The 22,548-nt window shown below is 66.0% G+C and carries 19 protein-coding genes; 10 read left to right on the top strand and 9 right to left on the bottom strand.

The features are described 5' to 3' along the window. Positions 1-9: 9 nt before the first annotated feature. From OVY29_RS13620 to OVY29_RS13590, 7 genes are all read left to right on the top strand, one after another. Positions 10-1,083: a 5-(carboxyamino)imidazole ribonucleotide synthase gene (locus tag OVY29_RS13620; RefSeq protein WP_037555432.1), complete on the top strand. Its 1,074-nt coding sequence runs from the start codon at positions 10-12 to the stop codon at positions 1,081-1,083. Continuing rightward, complete coding sequence (locus tag OVY29_RS13615) at positions 1,080-1,571, top strand: dihydrofolate reductase (protein ID WP_037555431.1); 492 nt, start codon at positions 1,080-1,082, stop codon at positions 1,569-1,571. The genes OVY29_RS13620 and OVY29_RS13615 overlap by 4 nt, the downstream gene beginning before the upstream one ends. A 2-nt stretch (positions 1,572-1,573) precedes the next feature. Then, positions 1,574-2,755, top strand: coding sequence for a dipeptidase (locus OVY29_RS13610; RefSeq protein WP_037555430.1), 1,182 nt, complete (start codon positions 1,574-1,576; stop codon positions 2,753-2,755). A gap of 118 nt (positions 2,756-2,873) precedes the next feature. After that, complete coding sequence (locus OVY29_RS13605) at positions 2,874-3,803, top strand: bifunctional riboflavin kinase/FAD synthetase (protein ID WP_052182246.1); 930 nt, start codon at positions 2,874-2,876, stop codon at positions 3,801-3,803. Positions 3,804-3,953: 150 nt separating this feature from the next. Further along, positions 3,954-6,959, top strand: coding sequence for an isoleucine--tRNA ligase (ileS, locus tag OVY29_RS13600; protein ID WP_037555429.1), 3,006 nt, complete (start codon positions 3,954-3,956; stop codon positions 6,957-6,959). Continuing rightward, on the top strand, positions 6,956-7,477 hold the full coding sequence (gene lspA / locus OVY29_RS13595) for a signal peptidase II (RefSeq protein ID WP_037555428.1): 522 nt from the start codon (positions 6,956-6,958) through the stop codon (positions 7,475-7,477). The genes ileS and lspA overlap by 4 nt, the downstream gene beginning before the upstream one ends. Before the next feature lie 25 nt (positions 7,478-7,502). Continuing rightward, positions 7,503-7,922, top strand: a complete 420-nt coding sequence (locus tag OVY29_RS13590; RefSeq protein ID WP_037555427.1) for a DUF3035 domain-containing protein — start codon at positions 7,503-7,505, stop codon at positions 7,920-7,922. Between the two features lie 308 nt (positions 7,923-8,230). On the opposite strand, the gene OVY29_RS13585 is transcribed toward OVY29_RS13590, so the two are convergent. Then, complete coding sequence (locus OVY29_RS13585) at positions 8,231-8,581, bottom strand: winged helix-turn-helix transcriptional regulator (protein WP_052182245.1); 351 nt, start codon at positions 8,579-8,581, stop codon at positions 8,231-8,233. 79 nt (positions 8,582-8,660) lie between these two features. On the opposite strand from OVY29_RS13585, the gene OVY29_RS13580 reads away from it, so the two are divergent. Then, entirely contained in the window at positions 8,661-9,095 is a 435-nt protein-coding gene (locus tag OVY29_RS13580) for a PaaI family thioesterase (protein ID WP_037555426.1), read from the top strand. Here OVY29_RS13580 and OVY29_RS13575 read toward each other — a convergent pair. The 4 genes from OVY29_RS13575 to OVY29_RS13560 form a co-directional block, all read right to left on the bottom strand. Beyond that, positions 9,092-9,268, bottom strand: coding sequence for a hypothetical protein (locus OVY29_RS13575; protein ID WP_161786546.1), 177 nt, complete (start codon positions 9,266-9,268; stop codon positions 9,092-9,094). The genes OVY29_RS13580 and OVY29_RS13575 overlap by 4 nt on opposite strands. Next, entirely contained in the window at positions 9,265-9,696 is a 432-nt protein-coding gene (locus tag OVY29_RS13570) for a hypothetical protein (RefSeq protein WP_037555425.1), read from the bottom strand. Before OVY29_RS13570 ends, OVY29_RS13575 begins: the two co-directional genes overlap by 4 nt. Continuing rightward, positions 9,693-11,621: a 1-deoxy-D-xylulose-5-phosphate synthase gene (gene dxs, locus OVY29_RS13565; RefSeq protein ID WP_037555424.1), complete on the bottom strand. Its 1,929-nt coding sequence runs from the start codon at positions 11,619-11,621 to the stop codon at positions 9,693-9,695. The genes OVY29_RS13570 and dxs overlap by 4 nt, the downstream gene beginning before the upstream one ends. A 163-nt stretch (positions 11,622-11,784) precedes the next feature. Then, on the bottom strand, positions 11,785-12,009 hold the full coding sequence (locus OVY29_RS13560) for a hypothetical protein (protein WP_152567612.1): 225 nt from the start codon (positions 12,007-12,009) through the stop codon (positions 11,785-11,787). Positions 12,010-12,205: 196 nt separating this feature from the next. Between OVY29_RS13560 and OVY29_RS13555 the strand changes: the two genes are divergently transcribed. Beyond that, the gene (locus OVY29_RS13555) at positions 12,206-13,225 is read left to right on the top strand and encodes a MipA/OmpV family protein (protein WP_313911576.1); all 1,020 of its coding nucleotides are present in this window, start codon (positions 12,206-12,208) and stop codon (positions 13,223-13,225) included. A 57-nt stretch (positions 13,226-13,282) separates the two neighbouring features. On the opposite strand, the gene OVY29_RS13550 is transcribed toward OVY29_RS13555, so the two are convergent. Together OVY29_RS13550 and OVY29_RS13545 are read right to left on the bottom strand one after the other, a co-directional pair. Beyond that, positions 13,283-14,371 carry a PepSY-associated TM helix domain-containing protein gene (locus tag OVY29_RS13550; protein WP_037555464.1) on the bottom strand — a complete coding sequence of 363 codons (1,089 nt, stop codon included), beginning with the start codon at positions 14,369-14,371 and terminating at the stop codon, positions 13,283-13,285. Positions 14,372-14,373: 2 nt separating this feature from the next. After that, positions 14,374-16,578 carry a TonB-dependent receptor gene (locus OVY29_RS13545; RefSeq protein ID WP_313912064.1) on the bottom strand — a complete coding sequence of 735 codons (2,205 nt, stop codon included), beginning with the start codon at positions 16,576-16,578 and terminating at the stop codon, positions 14,374-14,376. Positions 16,579-16,865: 287 nt separating this feature from the next. Here OVY29_RS13545 and OVY29_RS13540 point away from each other — a divergent pair, with 287 nt between their 5' ends. Further along, positions 16,866-19,178 (top strand): patatin-like protein, encoded by a 2,313-nt coding sequence (locus tag OVY29_RS13540; RefSeq protein WP_037555422.1) that lies wholly within the window; start codon positions 16,866-16,868, stop codon positions 19,176-19,178. A gap of 161 nt (positions 19,179-19,339) precedes the next feature. On the opposite strand, the gene dnaJ is transcribed toward OVY29_RS13540, so the two are convergent. Together dnaJ and dnaK are read right to left on the bottom strand one after the other, a co-directional pair. Further along, positions 19,340-20,470 carry a molecular chaperone DnaJ gene (gene dnaJ, locus OVY29_RS13535; RefSeq protein WP_037555421.1) on the bottom strand — a complete coding sequence of 377 codons (1,131 nt, stop codon included), beginning with the start codon at positions 20,468-20,470 and terminating at the stop codon, positions 19,340-19,342. A gap of 61 nt (positions 20,471-20,531) precedes the next feature. Continuing rightward, positions 20,532-22,439 (bottom strand): molecular chaperone DnaK, encoded by a 1,908-nt coding sequence (gene dnaK / locus OVY29_RS13530; protein ID WP_037555420.1) that lies wholly within the window; start codon positions 22,437-22,439, stop codon positions 20,532-20,534. Between the last annotated feature and the right edge of the window lie 109 nt (positions 22,440-22,548).

Below are 22,548 nucleotides of genomic sequence, written 5' to 3'. Positions count from 1 at the left end.
GACCCCAACTTGCTACCTCCCGGTTCGACGATCGGCATCCTCGGCGGCGGCCAGCTCGGCCGGATGCTCGGCCTCGCGGCGGCGCAGCTCGGCTACAAGGTCCATATCTACGCCCCCGACGCCGAAAGCGTCGCGGCCGAAGTGACCGCGCACCACAGCCAGGCGGCGTGGGACGACGAACCGCGCCTCGCGGCCTTTGCCGCCGCGTGCGACGCGGTGACCTATGAATTCGAAAATGTGCCGGTCGACACGGTGCGCTTCCTGTCGGGGCATGTCGCGGTGCGCCCCGGCGCGGCGGGGCTCGAAATCGCGCAGGACCGCCTCGCCGAAAAGACTTTCGTCGCCGGGCTCGGCGGCCGCCCCGCGCCCTTCGCCGCGGTTGCCGACCGTGCCGCGCTCGATACGGCGCTCGAACAAGTCGGCGCGCCCGCGATCCTCAAGACGGTGCGCATGGGCTATGATGGCAAGGGGCAGGCGCGCATCTTGACGCCCGCCGACGCCGACGCGGCATGGGACGGCATCGGCCGCCACGCGGCGGTGCTCGAAGGTTTCGTCACCTTCGCACATGAATTTTCGGTGATCCTCGTGCGCGGCATCGACGGCGAGGTGCGCTTCTGGGACTCGCCGGTCAACGTCCATGAGGGCGGCATCCTCGCCACATCGAGCCTGCCGCCGCCGCAAATCGTCCTGGATCAGCAGGACGAAGCGCGCGCGTTGATGGCGAAAATCGCCGAGGAGCTCGACTATGTCGGCGTGCTCACCGGCGAGTTTTTTGCGACGGATGATGGCCCCGTGTTCAACGAGATGGCGCCGCGCGTCCACAACAGCGGCCACTGGACGATGGAGGGCGCGGTCGCGAGCCAGTTCGAAAATCACATCCGCGCGATCGCGGGTCTGCCGCTCGGCAGCACCGCGACGCGGGCGCTGCCCGTCACGATGCGCAACCTGATCGGCGCCGGCATCGCGGATATCCCCGCGCTGCTCGCCGACGAAAATTGCCACGTCCATCATTACAGCAAGACCGAGGTGCGCGAGGGGCGCAAACTTGGCCACGCCACATGGGTTGGAGCCTCTCCCGCATGAATCGCCCCGAGATTACGCTAATCCTCGCCCGCGCGGCCAATGGCGTGATCGGCGCCGGCGGCAAGATGGCGTGGCACCTGCCCGCCGACCTTCGCCGCTTCAAGCAGCTCACCATGGGCCGCCCGATGATCATGGGGCGCAAGACCTTCGACAGCCTGCCTGCGATTCTCGAAGGCCGCCGCCACATCGTCATCACGCGCGATCCCGAATGGCAGGACGAAGGCGCCGAGCCGGTCGGCACGATCGAGGAGGCGCTGAGGCTTGCCAACGCGCCGCATGTGATGGTGATCGGCGGCGCCGAAATCTACCGGCTTTTCCTTCCGCTCGCCGACCGCATCGAGCTGACCGAGGTCGCGCTCGAACCGAAAGGCGACGCGAGCATCGATTATCCCCCCGCCGCAGACTGGCGCGAGACGGCGCGCGAGGACCATCCGGCCGACGAGGCAGGCCGTCCGGCCTACAGTTTCGTCACGCTGACAAGGAAATAGGCATGCGTCGCTGGCTGATCGGCATATTGCTCGTTGTTGCGCTCGCGGCGCTCGCCTTCTTCGCGCTTGCCCCCGGGATGATCGAGCGCAGCACGAACCAGATCGACGGCAAGCCGCTGCCGACGGTCAGCGAACGCGCCAAGGCCCTGCACCGGACGCTGACGATCGTCGACCTGCACAGCGATACGTTGCTGTGGAAGCGCAGCATCCTCGACCGCGCGACACGCGGCCATATGGACCTGCCGCGGCTCGAGGACGGCAATGTCGCGCTGCAAATCCTCGCCAGCACGACCAAGTCGCCCAAGGGGCAGAATTACGACGCGAATAGCGGGGACACCGACAATATAACCAGCCTCGTGATCGCGCAGCTCCAGCCAATCCGCACCTGGAACTCGCTGCTCGAACGCTCGCTGTGGCACGCCGAAAAGCTCCACCGCGCCGTCGCCGATTCGGCGGGCGAGCTGCGCGCGGTCGATGCGCCCGAGGATATCGACACGTTGCTCGCCGCGCGCGGCGGCAATGCGCTGCCCGTCGGCGCGATGCTCAGCATTGAGGGGCTGCACGTCCTCGAAGGCAGGCTCGCCAACTTGGACAAGCTCTACGCCGCCGGCTTCCGCATGGCAGGGCTCACCCATTTCTTCGACAACGACCTCGCGGGGTCGATGCACGGACTGAAAAAGGGCGGGCTCACGCCCCTCGGCCGGCAGGTCGTCGAAACGATGGAGGCGAAGGGCATGATCGTCGACATCGCGCATTGCTCGGCCGCCTGCGTCGCCGACATCCTCGCAATAGCGCACCGCCCGGTGGTGTCGAGCCACGGCGGGGTGCAGGCGACGTGCAAGGTCAACCGCAACCTTTCCGACGAGCAGATCAGGGGCGTCGCCGCGACCGGCGGGCTGATCGGCATCGGCTATTGGGACGCCGCGGTCTGCGACACCTCGCCCGCGAGCATCGCGAAAGCGATGAAGCATGTCCGCGATCTCGTCGGCGTCCGGCATGTCGCGCTCGGCAGCGATTATGACGGCGCCACCACGGTGCGCTTCGACACGTCGAAGCTCGTTCAGGTCACGCAGGCGCTGATCGACGCGGGCTTTTCCGACGACGAAATCCGCGCCGTCATGGGCGGCAACGCGGTCCGCGTGCTCAAGGCGGGGCTTGTTCCGCAGACTCCGCCTACGCCATGACCCCTACCTCAAAAACCGTTTGCCCTGAGCTTGTCGAAGGGCCGTTCTTTCTTTCAACCTCGAAAGAAGAAAGAACGGTGCTTCGACAAGCTCAGCACAAACGGAGAGAGGTGGGCTTGTGATCCGCCTCGACGGCCACCAGCGCATCGAGGGGGCCTTGCGCGGCGGGGTGATTGCGCTCGGCAATTTCGACGGCTTTCACGCCGGGCATCAGGCGGTCGTCGGCCGCGCGGTCCATCATGCGAAGGACGAGGGACTTCCCGCGATCGTCGCGACCTTCGACCCGCATCCGGTGCGCTTCTTCAAACCCGACGTCCCGCCCTTTCGCCTGACGACGCTCGACCAAAGGCAGGAACAGTTCGCCGCCGCGGGCGCCGATGCGATGCTCGTCCTCCCCTTCGACGCCGCGCTCGCGGGCACGACGGCAGAGGATTTCATCACCGGGCTTTTGCTCGATCGCTATGGCGCCGCGGGGGTCGTCACCGGCGCCGACTTCGTCTTCGGCAAGGGCCGCGGCGGCAATGTCGTCACGCTCGCCGACCATGCGCGCCGCCTCGGCTTCTTCACCGAAATGGTTGCGCCGGTCGACGATGCGGTGGAAGTCATTTCGTCGAGCCGCATTCGCGAGGCGCTGCAGGGGGGCGACTGCGAAACCGCGACGCGCCTGCTCACGCGTCCCTTCACGGTGCGCGGCACCGTCCAGCACGGCGACAAGAACGGCCGCCTGCTCGGTTTCCCGACCGCAAATATCGAAATGGGGCAATATCTGCGCCCGCGCTACGGCATCTACGCCGTCACCGGCCGGCTTGCCGACGGACGCATGCTGAAGGGCGCCGCGAACCTCGGCATCCGTCCGAGCTTCGACCCGCCGAAGGAGTTGCTCGAACCGCATTTCTTCGACTTCGCCGAGGATCTCTATGGGCAGGAAATCGACGTCGCCTTCCATGCCTTCATCCGGCCCGAGGCGAAGTTCGACAGCATGGACGCGTTGATGGCGCAGATCGCGGCCGATTGCGACGCGGCGAAAGCGCGGCTCGAGGACGTGTGATTTTGTTCGTCACCCCGGACTTGATCCGGGGTCCATGCAGCGAGGCTGGGATGGATTCCGGATCAAGTCCGGAATGACGAATGGGCGGGAGTCACGTCTTGCGCCCATAAGCTTTGCTCCCGCCCGAATCTGCGCTAAGCGCCGCGCACCATGACCGATACGCCCGCAACCGAGCAGCGCGACTACCGCGACACCGTCTTCCTGCCCAAGACCGACTTCCCGATGAAGGCCGGCCTGCCGCAGAAGGAACCGCTGATTCTGGCGAAATGGCTCGAGGGCGATCTCGAGGGGCAGATTCGCGCGTCGCGCAAGGGCCGCGACCAGTTCATCCTCCATGACGGCCCGCCCTATGCCAATGGCGACATGCACATCGGCCATGCACTCAACCATATCCTCAAGGACATGGTCGTCCGCACCCAGACGCTGAAGGGCAAGGATTCGCCCTATGTGCCCGGCTGGGACTGCCACGGCCTGCCGATCGAGTGGAAGGTCGAGGAGCAGTATCGCAAGAAAAAGCTCAACAAGGACGAGGTTCCGGTCGAGGAATTCCGCGCCGAGTGCCGCGCCTATGCGCAGCACTGGGTCGACACCCAAAGGGAACAACTGAAGCGCCTCGGCATCGGCGGCGACTGGGACCATCCGTATCTGACGATGGATTATGCGGCCGAGGCCACCATCGTGCGCGAACTGCTCAAATTCGCCGCGAACGACATGCTCTATCGCGGCGCCAAGCCGGTGATGTGGTCGCCGGTCGAAAAGACCGCGCTCGCCGAGGCCGAGGTCGAATATGAGGATATCGTCTCGACCCAGATCGACGTCGCGTTCGAGATCACGGAGAGCCCGATCGCCGAACTGGTCGGCGCTTATGCGGTGATCTGGACGACGACGCCGTGGACGATCCCGGTCAACCAGGCTTTGGCCTATGGGCCGGAGATCGAATATCGGCTGGTCGTCGCGCACGGCAAACGGTGCCTCGTAGCCGAAGAACTGTATCAGGCATTCCTCGTGCGTTGCGGACAATCACCCTCCCTTTCAGAAATTCTGGGTGAGGTGCCCGAACAACCCCGCTCCTACGCGGTCGAAGGGCCAGTTGAGGAAGTTGGCACTATTAAAGGCTCCGACCTCGCAGGCACCATCGCGCGCCACCCGATGCACGCGCTCGGCGGCTTCTTCGCGCGTCCGCGCCCTTTCCTCGCGGGCAATTTCGTCACCACCGACAGCGGCACCGGGCTCGTCCATATGTCGCCCGACCATGGCGAGGATGATTTCGACCTGTGCAAGGCGAACGGGCTCGACCCTGTGTTCGCGGTCGAGGGCGACGGCAAATATCGCGAAGACTGGGGCTGGCTCGGCGGCCAGGGATCCGTGATCAACCCCAAGTTCAACGCCCCCGACGGCCCGATCTGCACCGACCTTCGCGACGCCGGCGCGCTGCTCGCCGCCAGTGCCGACTATAAGCACAGCTACCCCCACAGCTGGCGCTCGAAAGCCAAGGTCATCTATCGCTGCACCCCGCAATGGTTCGTGCCGATGGACAAGGTCATGACCCACATCGAGCCCAAGGCGCCGCGCGAGCAGCGCTGGGAAAGCGAAGGCGGCGCGATCAACCCGGCCGAGGAAGGCCTGTGCGACGCCCCGACCTTGCGGCAGGCCGCGATGCACGCGATCGACCGCACCCGCTTCGTCCCCGAAAAGGGCCGAAACCGCATCGGCAGCATGGTCAAGGACCGCCCCGACTGGGTGCTCAGCCGCCAGCGCGCGTGGGGCGTGCCGATCACGCTGTTCGTCGACCGCAAGACCGGGCAATATCTGAACGACCCGCTCGTCAACGACCGCATCGTCGCGGCGGTGCGCGAGGGTGGCGTCGATGCATGGTCGGACGCGCGCGCGCAGGAATATCTCGGCGACGCGTACAACGCCGCCGATTACGAGCGCATCACCGACATTCTCGACGTCTGGTTCGATTCGGGCTGCACCCACGCCTTCGTACTGGAGAGCGGCAAATGGCCCGCGCTCGTCCGCCACGACGGCGGCACCCACAGCGCCGACCTCTATCTCGAGGGCAGCGACCAGCATCGCGGCTGGTTCCAGTCGTCGCTGCTGGAAAGCTGCGGCACGCGCGGACAGGCGCCGTACAAGGCGGTGCTGACGCACGGCTTCACGATGGACGCCAAGGGCTTCAAAATGTCGAAGTCGCTCGGCAACACGATCAGCCCGATCGACCTGATGCGCGACTATGGCGCCGACATCCTCCGCCTCTGGGCGCTGAGCGTGGACTTCACCGAGGATCACCGCATCGGCAAGGAAATCCTTGCCGGCGTCGCCGACCAATATCGCAAGCTGCGCAACAGCTTCCGCTATCTTTTGGGCGCACTCGACGGCTTTACCGAAGAGGAACGCATCACCGACGTCGCGGCGATGCCCGAGCTCGAACGCTACATGCTCAGCCTGCTCGCCGATCTCGATGCGAAGATGGCCCGCGCGGTCGATGACTTCGACTATAACAGCTACACGCGCCTGCTCGCCGATTTCTGCAACGAGGACCTGTCGGCCTTCTATTTCGACATCCGCAAGGACGTCCTCTACTGCGACCTCGGCCCCGCCGCGCCGCTCGGCACCGACACGCGCCGTGCCTATCGCAGCGTGCTCGACATCCTTTTCCACGCCCTGATCCGCTACGCCGCGCCGGTGCTGGTGTTCACCAGCGAAGAGGTGTGGGGGACGCGCTATCCGGAAGCGGGCAGCGTGCATCTGCTCGAATGGCCAGTGCTTCCTACCCTTCCTGAAGAGGATGCTGGCGCGAAGGATTTGGATGGCGCCAACTATATCGAACAAAAATGGGGGCGAGTCCGGGCCGCCCGTGCGCAGGTTACGGAAGCGATTGAGCCGCTGCGGCGCGAAAAGATCGTACGCTCAAGCCTAGAGGCGGAAGTCGTATTAGGTGGGGACACTCCAGTTGCCGCCGGTGATCATAGCGATATCGAGCTGGCCGAAATCTTTATCAGCGGGACCGTTCGCCAAGATCAAAGCATCGAAGGCATTGCGGTCACCCCCACCACCAACCACAAATGCGGCCGCTGCTGGCGCCACTTGCCCGAGGTCGAAACCGACGGCAGCTTGTGCAATCGCTGCGACACGGTATTGACCTCGGCATGAGCAGCACACGTTCGCCCTATCTGCGCTTCGGTCTGATTTTCGCCGCGGTCGCCTTCATCCTCGACCAGATCACCAAGTGGGTCGTGACCGTCCCGCTGTCGCTCGAACCCAAGGGGCAGATCGAGCTCACCAGCTTTTTCAACCTGACCTGGGCCGAAAACTGCGGCATTTCGCTGTCGATGTTCGCGAGCTGCACCGACACGACGCGCTGGACGCTCGTCGCGGTGACCGGGATCGTCGCCGCCGCGGTCGCCTTCTGGATGACGCGCGAACAGGCAAAGGGCGATGTGATCGCGCTCGCGATGATCCTCGGCGGCGCGCTCGGCAATATCGTCGACCGCGTGCGCTTCGGCTATGTCGTCGACTTCGCCGACCTGCATTTCGGCGATTTCCGCCCCTTCATGATCTTCAACGTCGCCGATGCGTGCATCACGCTCGGCGTGCTTTTGCTGGTTGCGCGCGCGCTGCTCTTGGGCGAAAAGGCCCCAGCCGCGGACGCCACGCCGTCCGCCGAGTAAACGGGGCGCATAGGAGTTTTTTGACGTGAACCGGACCACCGCCATCCTGGCAGCCTCGATATTTGCCATCACCCTGTCGGCCTGCGGGTCGAACAGCCTGTTCAGCCGCGACCGCCCCGACGAGATGATGGTGTCGCGTCAGGCGCCGCTCGTCGTGCCGCCCGATTTCGCGCTGACCCCGCCCGCGCCGGGCACCGCACGCCCCGGCGGCGAATCGACCGCCGAACAGACGCTGCGCGCGCTCTTCGGCGGCGCCGCGCCGCGCAGCGCGAGCGAGACGCAGATCATCGGCGCCGCCGACGGCCAGCGCGCCGACCCCGGCATCCGCAGCGCAGTCGGCAGCCCCGGCACGCAGGTCGTCGACAAGGGCCTTGTCGTCCGCGACATCCTCGCCGCCCCCGAAGGCGACGGCCGCGACGCGCAGGCGGCGATTCCGGGCGCGTAAGGCGTTCAACCCAACTTCGTCATCCCGGATCAAGTCGGGGATGACGGCGGGGAATCTATCCTCCCTGTCGCGCAGCGATGGGGAGGGGGAGCGAGCGGGGTAAAAGCAACGCGCGGGGCGCGTTGCTTCCCGCGAGGCGCCGCATGCGAAGGTGGAGGGGCGGCAACCTCGCGCCATGGCCCCTCCGTCAGCGCTGCGCCGAAGGCGCAGTTTATCCAGAGCGCCTGCAAGGCAGTCGAAGGGCGCTGCCACCTCCCCATGCCTGCGGCACAGGGAGGATCAACGGCGCCTTCCGGTCGAACCCGACCTCAGATCGACATGTCTCCATCGCCCATCGCCTCTCCTGCGCGCGGCAGCCATATATCTCCCCACGCCTTGATCGCGTCATAGGTGGGGCGCAGGGCCTCGCCCGCGGGCGTGAGGCGGTACAGCGCGCGCTTGCCCTCGGGCGGCACGCGTTCGAGGACCCCGGCCGCGACCATCCAGCCGAGCCGCGAGGTCAGCGCGGCGCGCGAAATGTCGAGCCGGCCGAGGAAATCCTCGAAGCGATCGATCCCCAGAAACGCTTCGCGCAGGATCAGCAGCACCCAGCGGTCGCCGAGCAGCCGCGACGCGCGGCCGACGGCGCAGGGCGAACGCGAGGGCACATAGTCCTTCATAAGTCTGGATTTAAGACTTGACGCCATGCGGCGCAACCGGCGATAAAGTCTGCGTTACAGACTAATAGGATGCTCTCCCATGCGCGGCCACCGATTCGCCAATAACGACGAAGCCGTCGCCTATATGAAAAGTGTCGCGGTCGACGCCTCGGGCTTCACCGCCTTCCTCGGCGTCGAACCGCTGCGCTGCTTCGATGGCGAGTCCGAATTGCTGCTCGCGCTGCGCCCCGACATGACCCAGCATCACGGCTATGCGCATGGCGCGATCGTCGGGCTGATGGCCGACAATGCCTGCGCCTGGGCGGCGTCGAGCGTGATCGGCGACGTCGTCACCGGCAGCTATACGATCAACTTCCTCGCCCCCGCGCAAGGCAGCCGGCTGCGCGCGAAGGGCAGCGTGGTCAAGGCGGGCAAGCGGCAGGCGATCGTGCGCGCCGACGTCTGGGCCGAAAGCGACGGCGAAGAACCGCGCCGCTGCGCGATCGCGCAGGCGACGATCGTCCCGGTCGGCTAGCTGAACAAACTCGACAGCAGGAGCATCGCGGCGAGGCTCTCGGCCATCGCGCGCGACGCGTGGCCGAACGCTTTGAGCCGCCCGCATTTCAGATGCTGGTTGAACCAGGCGGTCTGCAAAAAACCGAACCACAGCAGCTCGTCGAGCGATTGCAGGAGGTTGAAGAAGTTCATGCGGCGACGTCCGCGACTGGCGACGCCGGCCCATTGGAAAGCCAGCGCGCGAAATTACGGACCGTCGTCGGCTGGCTCTGGTCCCAATTCGTCCAGCGCCGCCATTCGAGCCCCCGGCCGTCGCAATAATGCTCGAGCCAGTCCTGCGGCCCCTCATCGTCGATCGGCAGGTCCTTCAGGAAATCGTCGTCGGGATGCGGGGTCAGGCCATCCTGCCAATAGGACCATTCGGACAGCCACTCGTCCCAGAGAAACTCCGCTACGTCGCGCTCGCAATCGCCGGCCAGCATGGCAAGGAACTGCTCGCGCCCGACATTCTCGCGCCGAGCCGCCAGCGCAACCGCATGTCGTTTCCATTTTCGGGCCGTGAATGCCCACAGCAGCGGATATAGCCCGACGCAACCGGCGGCGAACCACCAGCCGTTCAAGCCCGCGCGCCCGCCTCTTCGACACCGGCGCTGTTGTGGCGCAGCGCCTTCAGCACCGTGTCGACGATCTGCGGCGCGTTGAGCCCCGCCGCGTCATATTGCAGCTCGGGCTTGTCCTGATCCTGAAACACGTCGGGCAGGCGCATCGTGCGCAGCTTCAGCCCCGCGTCGATCAGTCCCTCGTCGCTCGCGAGCGTCAGCACATGCGCGCCGAGCCCGCCGATGCTGCCTTCCTCGATCGTCACGCAAACCTCATGGGCGGCGAGCGTCTTGCGGATCAGCTCCTCGTCGAGCGGCTTCGCGAAGCGCAGGTCGATCACGCTCGTCGACAGACCCCGCGCTTCGAGCGTGTCGGCGGCTTTCAGCGCCTCGGCGAGCCGGGTGCCGAGCGAGAAGATCGCGACGGTCTTGCCGCCGCGCACGACGCGCCCCTTGCCGATTTCGAGCTTCTCGGGAACCTCGGGCAGCGCCACGCCCGTGCCGTTGCCGCGCGGATAGCGGAAGGCGATCGGGCCGGCGTCATATTCGGCCGCGGTATAGGTCATATGGACCAGCTCGGCCTCGTCGGCCGCCGCCATCACCACCATGTTCGGAAGCGTCGCCAGATAAGTGACGTCGAACGAGCCCGCGTGCGTCGAGCCGTCGGCGCCGACGAGTCCCGCGCGGTCGATCGCGAAGCGCACCGGCAGATTCTGGATCGCCACATCATGCACGACCTGATCATAGGCGCGCTGGAGGAAGGTCGAATAAATCGCCGCGAACGGACGCATCCCCTGCGCCGCGAGCCCCGCGGCGAAGGTCACCGCATGCTGTTCGGCGATGCCGACGTCGAAGCTGCGCTCGGGATGCGCCTTCGCGAATTTGTCGACGCCGGTCCCCGAAGGCATCGCCGCGGTAATCGCGACGATGCGCTTGTCGCTCTCGGCGAGCTTGGCGAGCGTTTCGCCGAAGACATTCTGATAGGCGGGCGGCCCCGGCGGCGCCTTCGCCTGCTCGCCGGTGATCACGTCGAATTTCTGGACGCCATGATATTTGTCGGCGGCGGCCTCGGCGGGGGCATAGCCCTTGCCCTTCTTGGTCACCGCGTGGATCAGCACCGGGCCATGTTCGCTGTCGCGGACATTTTCGAGCACGGGGATCAGATGCTCGAGATTATGCCCGTCGATCGGACCGACATAATAAAAGCCGAGCTCCTCGAAGAGCGTGCCGCCCATCGCCATGCCGCGCGCGAACTCGTCGGTCTTTTTCGCCGCCTTGTGCAGCGGCTCGGGCAGTTTGCGCGCAAAGCGCCGCGCGATCTCGCGCAGCTCGACGAAGGGCCGCGACGACACCAGCTTCGCCAGATAGGCCGAGAGTCCTCCAACGGGCGGCGCGATCGACATGTCATTGTCGTTCAGGATGACGATCAGCCGGTTGCCCGCCTGCTTGGCATTGTTCATCGCCTCATAGGCCATGCCCGCCGACATCGACCCGTCGCCGATCACCGCGATCGCGCGCCCGGGGGCGCCGGTCAGCTTGTTGGCGACCGCGAAGCCCAATGCTGCGCTGATCGAGGTCGAGCTGTGCGCCGCGCCGAACGGATCATATTCGCTTTCGCTGCGCTTGGTGAAACCCGACAGCCCGCCGCCGGTCCGCAATGTCCGGATGCGGTCGCGGCGCCCGGTGATGATCTTGTGCGGATAGCATTGGTGGCCGACATCCCACACGATCTTGTCGCGCGGCGTGTCGAACACATAATGGAGCGCGGTCGTCAGCTCGACGACGCCGAGCCCCGAGCCAAGGTGCCCGCCCGTCGTGCCGACCGCCGAGATCATCTCGGCGCGCAGCTCGTCGGCGAACTGGCGGAGGTCTTCGGGCTTCAGCTTGCGGAGGTCGGCGGGGACATCCACCGTGTCGAGCAGCGGCGTATGCGGACGGTCGGTCATCGCGCCGTCATAAAGGGTACCGCTGAGAGTGTCGAACGAAAAGCCAATCTTATCCCCTCCCGCCTGCGGGAGCGGCAGCGAGACTTGCGAGCTTGCTCGCTAGTCGCAGCGGGGAGGGGTAGCGATGCGACAAGCCCCGACCCCTCCCGCAAGTGGAGGGGGGTCAATCGCCTTCCTCGCGCCGTTTGGCGGCATCGACCTGCGCATAGAGTCCGCGCACCATCAGGTCGGTGAACACCAGCATCACCCCGACCATGCCGAGAAACAGCGCGACCGCGACGGCGGGCAGCGGCCCGATCGTCTCGACCCCCTCCTTCTTCATCACCGCCGCCAGCAGCGCCGCCGCTGCCATGAAGCCATAGCCGATCAGGCGCGGAATCCGGCTCATGCGCACGAAACCCGGGCGCGCCCAAGGGAACCAATGGCGCTGCGGGCGCATATGAAAGCGGCGAAGGAGCGTCGTGACATGAAAGCCACATGCGGCGAAATGCGTCCCTCCGCAAGACGAAGCCGTTGCAAAGGCGCGTCATTTACTTACACCCCCGTAAAGAGGGGTATAGACAAGAAAATATAGGCGGATGTTTATGCCCAATTTGACCGTGTTGTTCCGCTTGGCCCGTCCGGCCCGATCGCTCCCTCCGCTTGCTGTCTTTATCCTCGCCGGTTTAGCCGCGCCCGCCGCCGCCGAGGATGCCGCGCTTCCCTATGACCTGCCGGCCAGCGCCGACACGACGCTCGCCACCGGCGAGGACGAACAGGCGGCCTATTTCCAGAACACCGAGATCGACGAGAATATCCTGCTGCCCCCCGCGCGGCCGCAGGACGACGACCCCGAACGCAAATGGTCGCGCGACTATTTCGCGGTCGCCGTGGGCGTTTTGAACACGCCGAAATATAGTGGCTCGGACGATCGCCGCACCTTGCCCGCCTTTTATTTTCGCGGGCGGGTAAGCGGCTTTTCCTTTTCGACGCGCGGCACCAATCTCGTGGTCGACCTGATCCGCCAGCGGCGGGGGCAAAAGACCGATTTCAAATTCGGCCCGACGATCAGCCTGCGCGGCGACCGTAGCGGCAAGATCGACGATCCGCAGGTCGCGGCGCTCGGCAAGCGCAAGGTCGCGGTCGAACTCGGGCTGTTCGCCGGGGTTACCCAGACCGGCGTGCTCACCAGCAAATATGACCAGATCGGTTACCGCATGTCGGCGTCGAAGGATGTTTCGGGGCGCCACGGCAGCTGGACCGCCTCGCCGACGATCGATTACGGCACGCCGCTGTCGAAACGCGCCTATATCGGCGTTTCGGCGTCGGTGAATTTCTATGGCAAGGGCTTCGGCCGCTATTATTACGACATCGACGCCGAAGACAGCGCCGCGAGCGGGCTTCCCGTCTATGACGGCGCGGGGCGCAAGGCGACCGCGGGCAAATATACGCTCGGCATCGCGGGCGCCTATTCGCTGTCGGGCGATTTGCGAAAGGGGTTCACGCTGATCGGCGGTGCGCAATATGGCCGCATCGCCTCGCGCTTCGCGAAATCGCCGATCGTGGCGGACGTCGGCAGCGCCGACCAGTGGCTCTTCGGTGGGGGGCTCGCGTATCAATTCTGAACGGCTATCGGCCGGCTTCGGACATCATTCCCCCGCAACGTGAGGGCGCCTTCGGGCTTATGTCGAAGCCAGTACCGTCTTCTTCTTCGCCGTCCGCTTCGCGGGCTTCGGCCGCCTGAACCAGAAGGTCCACACCGCAAGGCTGCCGAGCAGCGTCAGCGATACGCCCGAGATCGTCAAGATGATGCGCCACATCCAGCCGCCGACCTTCGAGGCGTGGATGGGGAAGGCCTTGTTGAATGCCTGCGCGCCGCTCGGCAGCGCGAGCGCGTCGCGCGCGCCCAGCATCTTGCCCGTCGCGGCGTCGAAGGCGAGCGTCGTGCGCCCGTTGGGCAGCCATTCGGCGGGCTGCTTCATGCGCAGGCCGATCGGGTCGCCCGCCTTGCGCGGCAGGCTGAGGATCCGGAACTCGGCGTCGGGGAAACGGCGGCGCGCTTCGGTCAGCATGGCCGTGTAGTCGGGCTTTTCGGCGAGCGGGCCGCTTTCATATTTCGGCGGCTCCATGGCCTTCGCGGCCGCGGCGGGCGAGCCGAAGGGCGCGATCATCACCATCGCGAACGGGCGGAAAATCATCATCGTGCCGGTGACGATCGAGATCAGCAACAAGGGCGCGACGATGATGCCGAGGTCGCGGTGGTGCATCACGACCGCGGGGCGGCTCATCCGCTTGGGCCATAGGCGGAGCTGGAAGGTCCCCCGCGTGCGCCACCACAGGATCGCGCCGCTGATCACGAAGAAGAGCCCGGCCAGTCCCGCGATGCCGATCACCCATTCGCCATTGTCGCCTGCGAACAGATGGTGGTGGAAATCGAAGATCCAGAGCTCGGGGCGTTCCCACTGGCTCGCCCAGCGCGCCGCGATTTCGCCCGACTGGCGCGCGTAGGCGCCCGCGCCTTCCTCGAAACGCAATTGATGCAATCCGAAGCGCTCGTCGGCATAGATGATGCCCTGCGCGCCCGGCATCGCCATCAGCTTTTCGGTGGCCGCCGCGACCGTAGCAAGGTCGCCGCGCAGCGGATCGCCCGTCCCCGGCACGCCGATCCACAGATGCTCGTAGAGCAGGATCGTGCCCGACAGGCCGAGCAGCGCGAGCACGAGGCCGATCAGGCCCCCCGTCCAGCGATGCAGCGTGTCGAGCAGTTTCATCATCAGAAGCGGTAATCCCAGCCGAGCGTGAAGGTGCGCCCGCGTCCGGCGAAATTGAAGAAATTGTCGGTCGGCCGCTGGGTGTCGCTCGCGTAGCTGATATATTGCTTGTCGAACAGATTCTGCACCGCGAGGCTCACGCCGCCGAGGCTCGTCTGATAGCGGACGATGGCGTCGGTGAGATTATAGCCTCCGAAGTCGTTGCGCGGGTCGCGCCCGGCGCCGCGGAAGGTGCGTGCGAGGTAGAATTGCGTCTGCACCCGCGCCGAGACCGGGCCGCCGGCATAGGCTGCGGCGAGGTTGAGCCGGTCGGGCGAGATGTTCGCGCCGTCGAGGTCGGTATCGACGGTGCCGTCCTCGTCATCGTCGAACCGGCCGTTCAGATGCGCATAACCCGCCGACAGCGTCAGCCCGTCGATCGGCATTCTGACCGCGAGGTTGATTTCGATCCCCTCGATCTCGACGCGCTGGCGGACGACGTCGAAAATCCCGTCGGGCCGCGCGATCAGCAGCTGGCCTTCCTTGCTCGTCGACCAGAAATAGGTCGCGCTGGCGTCGAGCGGGCCGCGCTTCACCTCGACCCCGATCTCGCGATTGTTCGAAACGATCGGACGAATGTTCAGGAAATCGTCGATGTCGACGCCGGTCGCCTTCACTGCGCGCGTGATGCGGCCGACGTCGGGCGCGGTATAGCCTTCGGCATAGCTTGCGTAGACGCGGATGCCCTTGACCGGCTCGACGATCGCGCCGCCGTTCAGCAGCACATCGTCGAACGAGGGGCTGCCGCCCGCGACGGCGACGCCGCCATAGGAGGCGAGCCCGCACGGCCGCGTCGGCACCGCCGGCGGCGCGGGGCAGGCGACAAAGGTGGTTGCCGCCAGCGTGCGATAATCGTCGATCTTGATCTTCACATTCTCGTAGCGCGCACCGCCCGCGAGGCGCACGAGGCCGTCCGCGAGCTTCAGATTGGCTTGGCCGAAGGGCGCGAAGCTGCGGAATTTCGTCGGCGGAACCCACGCGCGACCGGTCGCGATCAACCGCTGTTCGGTTTCGTCCCACAGCGCGTCGAAGCCGGCGACGAGCGTCAGCGCCTCGAAGCCCGGGACCGCGCGCTCATAGCTAATCTTGCCGCCGAATTTGCGACTGCGATTCTGCGACTGGTCGAGCAATGTGCCGACCGGCGCGATCGCGGGGTCCTGGAAACTGGCGATCGGATTGGGTTCGCCGCCGAAGGTGTCGCGGCTGCGGTTCCAGAAGATCTGGCTGACGAAATTACCGCCGCCAAGGTCGGTGTCGGTCAGCGACAACGCGACGCTTTCGGTCCGATTGGTCGCCGGAACGCCCGGCGGTGTGCCGGGTTCGGCACTTGTCGGCAGGCCGGCCGCCTTGTTGCCCGCGACGGGGGCATAATCGCCGTCGCCCTCGAGCTCGAAACGGCTCGCGATCAGGTCGAGCCGCATCGTGTCGGTCACCGCATAGCCGAAGCGGCCAAAGAGCGAGAGCGCCTTCGAATCCATCGTCTCGCCCTGCGTCAGGTTGATGCCGACCGGCCGGCCCTCGCCGTCGCGGAACAGGCCGCGCAGCTCATAGGCCGCGCCGACCGAGGCGTCGAAGCGTCCGGCCTTGTACTGGATCAGGCCCGCGGCCTTGCCGCCCATGCCGGCGTCCGAAAATTCATTGTCGGCCGTCGCCTGCAGCAGCGCGCGGCCCGATACGCCCTCTTCGGTCGGCGCGCCGACGGTGACCTGGTTGACGATGCCGCCGGTGCCGCCGATCCCCTGCAACGCGTTCGATCCGAAGAGGACTTCGACCCGATCGACGAAGAAGCCGTCGATGGTGAAACCGTCGCGGCTGCCGTCGCGCAGCGGGGTCGACTGCGGGATGCCGTTGATCGCATAGAGCGGCGAACGACCGCGCAGTGTCTCGCCCGCGCCCGACAGTTTCTGACGCGTCGGCGAGAAGCTGGGAGTCAGCGTTGCGACCGCATCGGTCACCGAACCCGAAATCGCGATCTGCTGGTCGAGCGTCTCCTTGTCGATCACCTCGATCGTCAGCGGCAGCGCGTTCGGCGGCAGGATCGTGCGCGCGGCGGTGACGACGATCGCGTCTTCGCTCCCGGCCGTGTCGGCGGGCGCGGTGTCCTGCGCGAAGGCGGTCGAGGAAAGCGCCGTGCAGGCAAGCGCGGCGAGAGCGAATTTGCGATTCATCATGAACTCCTGTTTCGGAGCGCCCGCTAGTGCGACACATTCTCAAAAGCAAGCGATTTTGGTGGGGGCGGGCAAGCGGGGGTTGGTTATTTGCTCAGGATCCTCCCTGCGGCGAAGCCGTGGGGTGGGGACCGCCGAAGGCGGTGGAGGGGCCGCGACGGTGCGCCATTGGTCCCTCCGTCAGCGGCTGTGCCGTTGCCACCTCCCCATGCCTGCAGCCAGGGAGGATCGCCTGATCACCCCGCAAGGGGTGACGCGGCGCATCAAACCCCGCTATCACCCGGCTCATGCGGGAAAAGGAACTGCGCTTCGCCCTGATTTGCTACGGCGGCATCAGCCTTGCCGTTTACATGCACGGCATCACCAAGGAGATATGGCGGCTTGCGGCAGCGTCGCGCGCCTTTCATGAGGAGGCGCCCCCTTCGGGCGCCTGCGGCGTCTATCACGACTTGCTCGCGGACATCGCCGAAAAGAGCGGGGTCAAGCTCCGCGTCCTTGCCGATATCGTCGCCGGAGCGAGCGCGGGCGGGATCAACGGCATTTTCCTGGCGCGGGCGCTCGCCACCGGCCAGTCGCTCGATCCGCTCACCGGGCTGTGGCTCGACGGCGCCGATGTCGACCGGCTGCTCGATCCCGACGCGCGCGCGCTGTCGGCGGCGACGAAATTCTGGGCGGTGCCGATCGCGGGATGGGCGATGAAACGGCGCGGCAACGTCATCGACCGCACGGTGGGCGAAGCCGCGCAGGACGAGGTGCGCGCCAAGCTGTCGCGTTTCGTGCGCGCGCGCTGGTTCGAACCGCCCTTTGGCGGCGCGATCTTCTCGAACTTGCTGCTCGACGCGTTCGACGCGATGGATGCGGCACCCAAGGGGCCGCCGCTCGTTCCCGCCGGACAGCCCGTCGACCTGTTCGTGTCGGTGACCGATTTTGCCGGGCACAGCGCGCCCTTGTCGCTCAACAGCCCGCCGCGCGTCACCGAGCAGGAGCACCGGCTGATCATGCGGTTCCGCGAGGACCGCCGCACCGGAAAGCGCCTCGACGATGTCCCCGCGCTCACCGCCGCGGCGCGCGCGACGGCGAGCTTTCCGGGCGCCTTTCCACCCTTCACGCTCCGCGAACTCGACCGGGTGCTCGAGAAGCGCGGGATCGACTGGCCGGGGCGCGACGCCTTCATCGCTCGGCAGCTTCCGGCGAGCGGCGAGGCCGATCCCGCCGACCGCGTGCTCATCGACGGATCGGTGCTCGCCAACGCGCCCTTTCGTCCCGCGATCGCCGCGCTCAAGCAGCGGCCGGCGCGGCGCGAGATCGACCGGCGCTTCGTCTATATCGACCCCAAGCCCGATTATCGCTCGATCAGCTTCGGCAAGCCGGGCGAGGTCGCCGAAGGCGAAGCGCCGAAGCTGCCGGGTTTCCTCTCGACGATCCTCGGCGCGCTGTCGGAGATTCCGCGCGAGCAGCCGATCCGCGACAACGTCGAGGCGATCGAGGGCATGTCGCGGCGGATCCGCCGCATGCAGCGCATCGTCGATGCGATGAAGGTCGAGGTCGAGGAACAGGTCGCGGCGCTGTTCGGTACGACCTTTTTCCTCGACACGCCGACGCCCGTCCGGCTCCGGAAATGGCGCGCGAAGGCACAGGACCAGGCGGCGGCGCGCGCGGGCTTTGCCTTTGCGCCCTATGGTCATCTCAAATTATCGGCGGTGGTCGAGGAATTGGTGACGCTGGTCGACCGGCTCGCCCCGGCCGAGGGCGACATCCATCGCCGCAACCGGCGCGACGCGATGTGGGACGAGGTCCGCGCGCGCGGGCTCGACCGCATTTCGGGCAAGCGCGGGTCGGGCGCGAGCGACGATGCTGTCACTTTCTTTCGCAGCCACGACCTCGGCTTTCGCGTGCGGCGGCTTCGTTTCCTCGCGCGCGAACTCGACCGCGTGGTCGAGGCGAAGCGCGACACGCGCGATCCGGCGTGCGACGCGATGCGCGATGCCATCTACACCGCGCTCGGCCTCTATCTTGAACGCGAGGGCGACAATTGGTTCGCCGATCTCGATATATCGCCCGAAGCCGGACGGGGCGAGTGGATCGACGCGATCGGCGAACGGCGCGACCTGATCGGCGCCGATGCCGAAGCCGACGCGCTGATGGCCGAGGCGCTGGCGCTCTTGCCCAAGGATGACCGGCGGACGCTGCTGCTCGCCTATCTCGGCTATCCCTTTTACGACATCGCGACCCTGCCGCTGTTGCAAGGGGAGGGGTTCGACGAGTTCGACCCGATCAAGATCGACCGCATCTCGCCGTCGGACGCGACCGCGATCCGCACCGGCGGCGCCGCGGCGATGCTCAAGGGGGTCGAGTTCAACAGCTTCGGCGCCTTCTTCAGCCGCGCCTACCGCGAGAATGATTATCTGTGGGGGCGGCTCCACGGCGCCGACCGGCTCATCGACATCGTTGCGTCGAGCGTGACCGGCGACGGCGCGCTGGCGGCGGACGAGTTGAAAGCGATCAAGCGCCGCGCGTTCCACGCGATATTGGACGAAGAGGAAGAGCGCCTGCCCAAGGTAAAGGCTTTGATCGACGAGCTGAGGGGTGAGATTGGGTGACGAAGACCTTCTCCCCTTGGGGGAGAAGGATAGGTAGCCTTGCCGCGAAGCGGCTAGGCGGACTTGGATGAGGGGTTGCGAGCCAAAGGCTCGCAACCCCTAGCCAGCAAGCTGGCAAGTCTGCGCATCCCTCTCCCGCAAGGGGAGAGGGATGAAACGGATCAATCCGTCAAATCGTCCCACATTTCCTTGATGCGCCCGAAAAAGCCCTGGCTCGCCGGGCATTCCTCGCCGGTCTCGGTCTCGCGGAATTCGCACAGCAGTTCCTTCTGCCGCGCGGTGAGTCTGGTCGGCGTCTCGACGTCGATCTGGACGACGAGGTCGCCGTGGCCGCGGCCATTGAGCACCGGCATGCCCGCGCCGCGCTGGCGGAGCTGCTTGCCCGACTGGATGCCCGCGGGAATATTGATGTCGTGCTTCTTGCCGTCGAGGCCGGGAATGGTGATTTCGCCGCCCAATGCCGCGGTCGTGAAGCTGATCGGCGCGCGCGTGAACAGTGTCGTGCCTTCGCGTTCGAAGACCTTGTGCCGCGCCATGTGGAGAAAAATGTAGAGATCGCCCGGCGCGGCGCCGCGCGCGCCGCTCTCGCCCTCGCCCGACAGGCGGATGCGTGTGCCCTCGTCGACCCCGGCGGGGATGTTGACGGTCAGCGTCTTGCGCCGGTCGACACGGCCTTCGCCATGGCACGTATTGCAGGGATCGGCGATCACCTCGCCCGCGCCCTGACAGGTCGGGCAGGTGCGCTCGACCATGAAGAAGCCCTGCTGCGCGCGCACCTTGCCGTGGCCGGCGCAGGTCGTGCAGCGGTTGGTCGAGGTGCCGGGCTTCGCGCCCGATCCGTCGCACGTCTCGCAGCGCGCGGCGACGTCGACCTGAATCTCGCGTGTGATGCCCGAAAAGGCATCTTCGAGCCGGATTTCCATGTCATAGCGCAGGTCGGCGCCGCGCGCGGGGCCGCGCTGCTGGCGTCCGCCGCCGAACGCCGATCCGAAGATCGATTCGAAAATATCGCCGATATCGCCGAAATCGGCGCCGTTGCCGCCGCCGAAACCGCCCGCGCCGCCGTTGACTCCGGCCTTGCCGAAGCGATCATAGGCCGCGCGCTTCTGCGGGTCCTTCAGGCAGTCATAGGCTTCGCTGATCGCCTTGAAGCGCGCTTCGCTGTCGCCGCAGCCCGGATTCTTGTCGGGGTGATATTTCATCGCGAGCTTGCGGTAGCTCGCCTTCAGAGCCGCATCGTCGGCGGTGCGCTCGACTTCCAGCAGTTCGTAATAATCGACGTCGAGTGACATAGGTCAAAAGGCCCCCTCAACTCCGCCGCACCCATGGGGCGCGGCGGAGAGAGTTTCATTCTTACTTCTTGTCGTCTTCGACTTCCGAGAATTCGGCATCGACGACATCTTCGTCACTCTTCGCCGTATCGGCTTCGTCGGCGCCGGGGGACGCGGCCGACTGCTGCTCCTTCTCGTAGATCGCCTGGCCGAGCTTCATCGCAACCTGCGCGAGCGCGCCGGCCTTTTCGGTCATCGCGGCGGCGTCGCCGCCCTCGATCGCCGTCTTGGTTTCGGCGATCGCGGCTTCGATCTCGGACTTGAGGCCCGCATCGACCTTGTCGCCATGTTCGGCGATCTGACGTTCGGTCGAGTGAACGAGGCTTTCGGCGTTGTTCTTCGCCTCGGCCGCCTCGCGGCGCGCCTTGTCCTCTTCGGCGAACTGCTCGGCGTCCTTGACCATCTGGTCGATGTCCGCGTCGCTGAGACCGCCCGATGCCTGGATCTTGATCTGCTGTTCCTTGCCGGTGCCCTTGTCCTTGGCGTGGACCGACACGATGCCGTTGGCGTCGATGTCGAAGGTCACCTCGATCTGCGGCACGCCGCGCGGTGCGGGCGGAATGCCGACGAGGTCGAACTGGCCGAGCAGCTTGTTGTCCGCCGCCATTTCGCGCTCGCCCTGGAACACGCGGATCGTCACCGCCGATTGATTGTCGTCGGCGGTCGAATAGACTTGGCTCTTCTTGGTCGGGATCGTCGTGTTGCGGTCGATCATCTTTGTCATGATGCCGCCCAGCGTCTCGATGCCGAGGCTCAGCGGGGTCACGTCGAGCAGCAGCACATCCTTGACGTCGCCCTGCAGCACGCCCGCCTGGATCGCGGCGCCGATCGCGACGACTTCGTCGGGGTTGACGCCGGTGTGCGGCTCCTTGCCGAAGAAATCCTTCACGACTTCGCGGACGCGCGGCATGCGCGTCATGCCGCCGACCAGCACGACTTCGTCGATCTCGCTCGCCGACACGCCCGCGTCCTTGATCGCCTTCTTGCACGGCTCGAGCGTGCGCTTGATCAGCTCTTCGACAAGGCGTTCGAGGTCCGAACGCGTGATCGTCTTGACAAGGTGCTTCGGTCCGTTGGCGTCGGCGGTGATGAAGGGCAGGTTGACCTCGGTCGTCGCGGCCGACGACAGTTCGATCTTCGCCTTTTCGGCGGCTTCCTTCAGGCGCTGGAGCGCGAGCTTGTCGCCGCGGAGATCAATGCCTTCGTCCTTCTTGAAGCCGTCGGCGAGATATTCGACGATCTTGCTGTCGAAATCCTCGCCGCCGAGGAAGGTGTCGCCATTGGTCGACTTCACCTCGAACACGCCGTCGCCGACTTCGAGGATCGAGATGTCGAAGGTGCCGCCGCCCAGGTCATAGACCGCGATCGTCTTGTTCTCGGTCTTGTCGAGGCCATAGGCGAGCGCTGCCGCGGTCGGCTCGTTGATGATGCGCAGCACTTCGAGACCCGCGATCTTGCCCGCGTCCTTGGTCGCCTGACGCTGCGCGTCGTTGAAGTAAGCGGGAACGGTGATCACCGCCTGCTCGACCTTTTCGCCCAGATAGGCTTCGGCGGTTTCCTTCATCTTCTGGAGGATGAAGGCGCTGATCTGCGACGGCGAATAATCCTCGCCGCCGGCCTTGACCCACGCGTCGCCATTGGCGCCCTTGACGATCGAATAGGGGACGAGCTCCATGTCCTTCTTGGTCATGGGATCGTCGAAGCGGCGGCCGATCAGGCGCTTCACCGCAAAGATGGTATTTTCGGGGTTGGTGACGGCCTGGCGCTTCGCCGGCTGGCCGATCAGGCGCTCGCCATCCTTCGCGAAGGCGACGATCGACGGGGTCGTGCGCGTGCCTTCGACATTTTCGATAACCTTGGGTTTCCCGCCTTCCATCACCGCGACACAGCTGTTCGTGGTGCCGAGGTCGATCCCGATCACTTTGGCCATTGGTATTACGTCCTTGTTGCTTCTTCCGGCGCCCTGAAAAGGCACGCCGTCCTGTTGATCCCTTGGGGGTTACATGGGCGCGATATAGGTGCGCTAATCCTTGGCACAA

This window comes from Sphingopyxis sp. SE2 (assembly GCF_032227185.1).
Taxonomy (GTDB): Bacteria; Pseudomonadota; Alphaproteobacteria; order Sphingomonadales; family Sphingomonadaceae; genus Sphingopyxis.
This window is presented reverse-complemented; position numbering and strand designations above follow the sequence as displayed.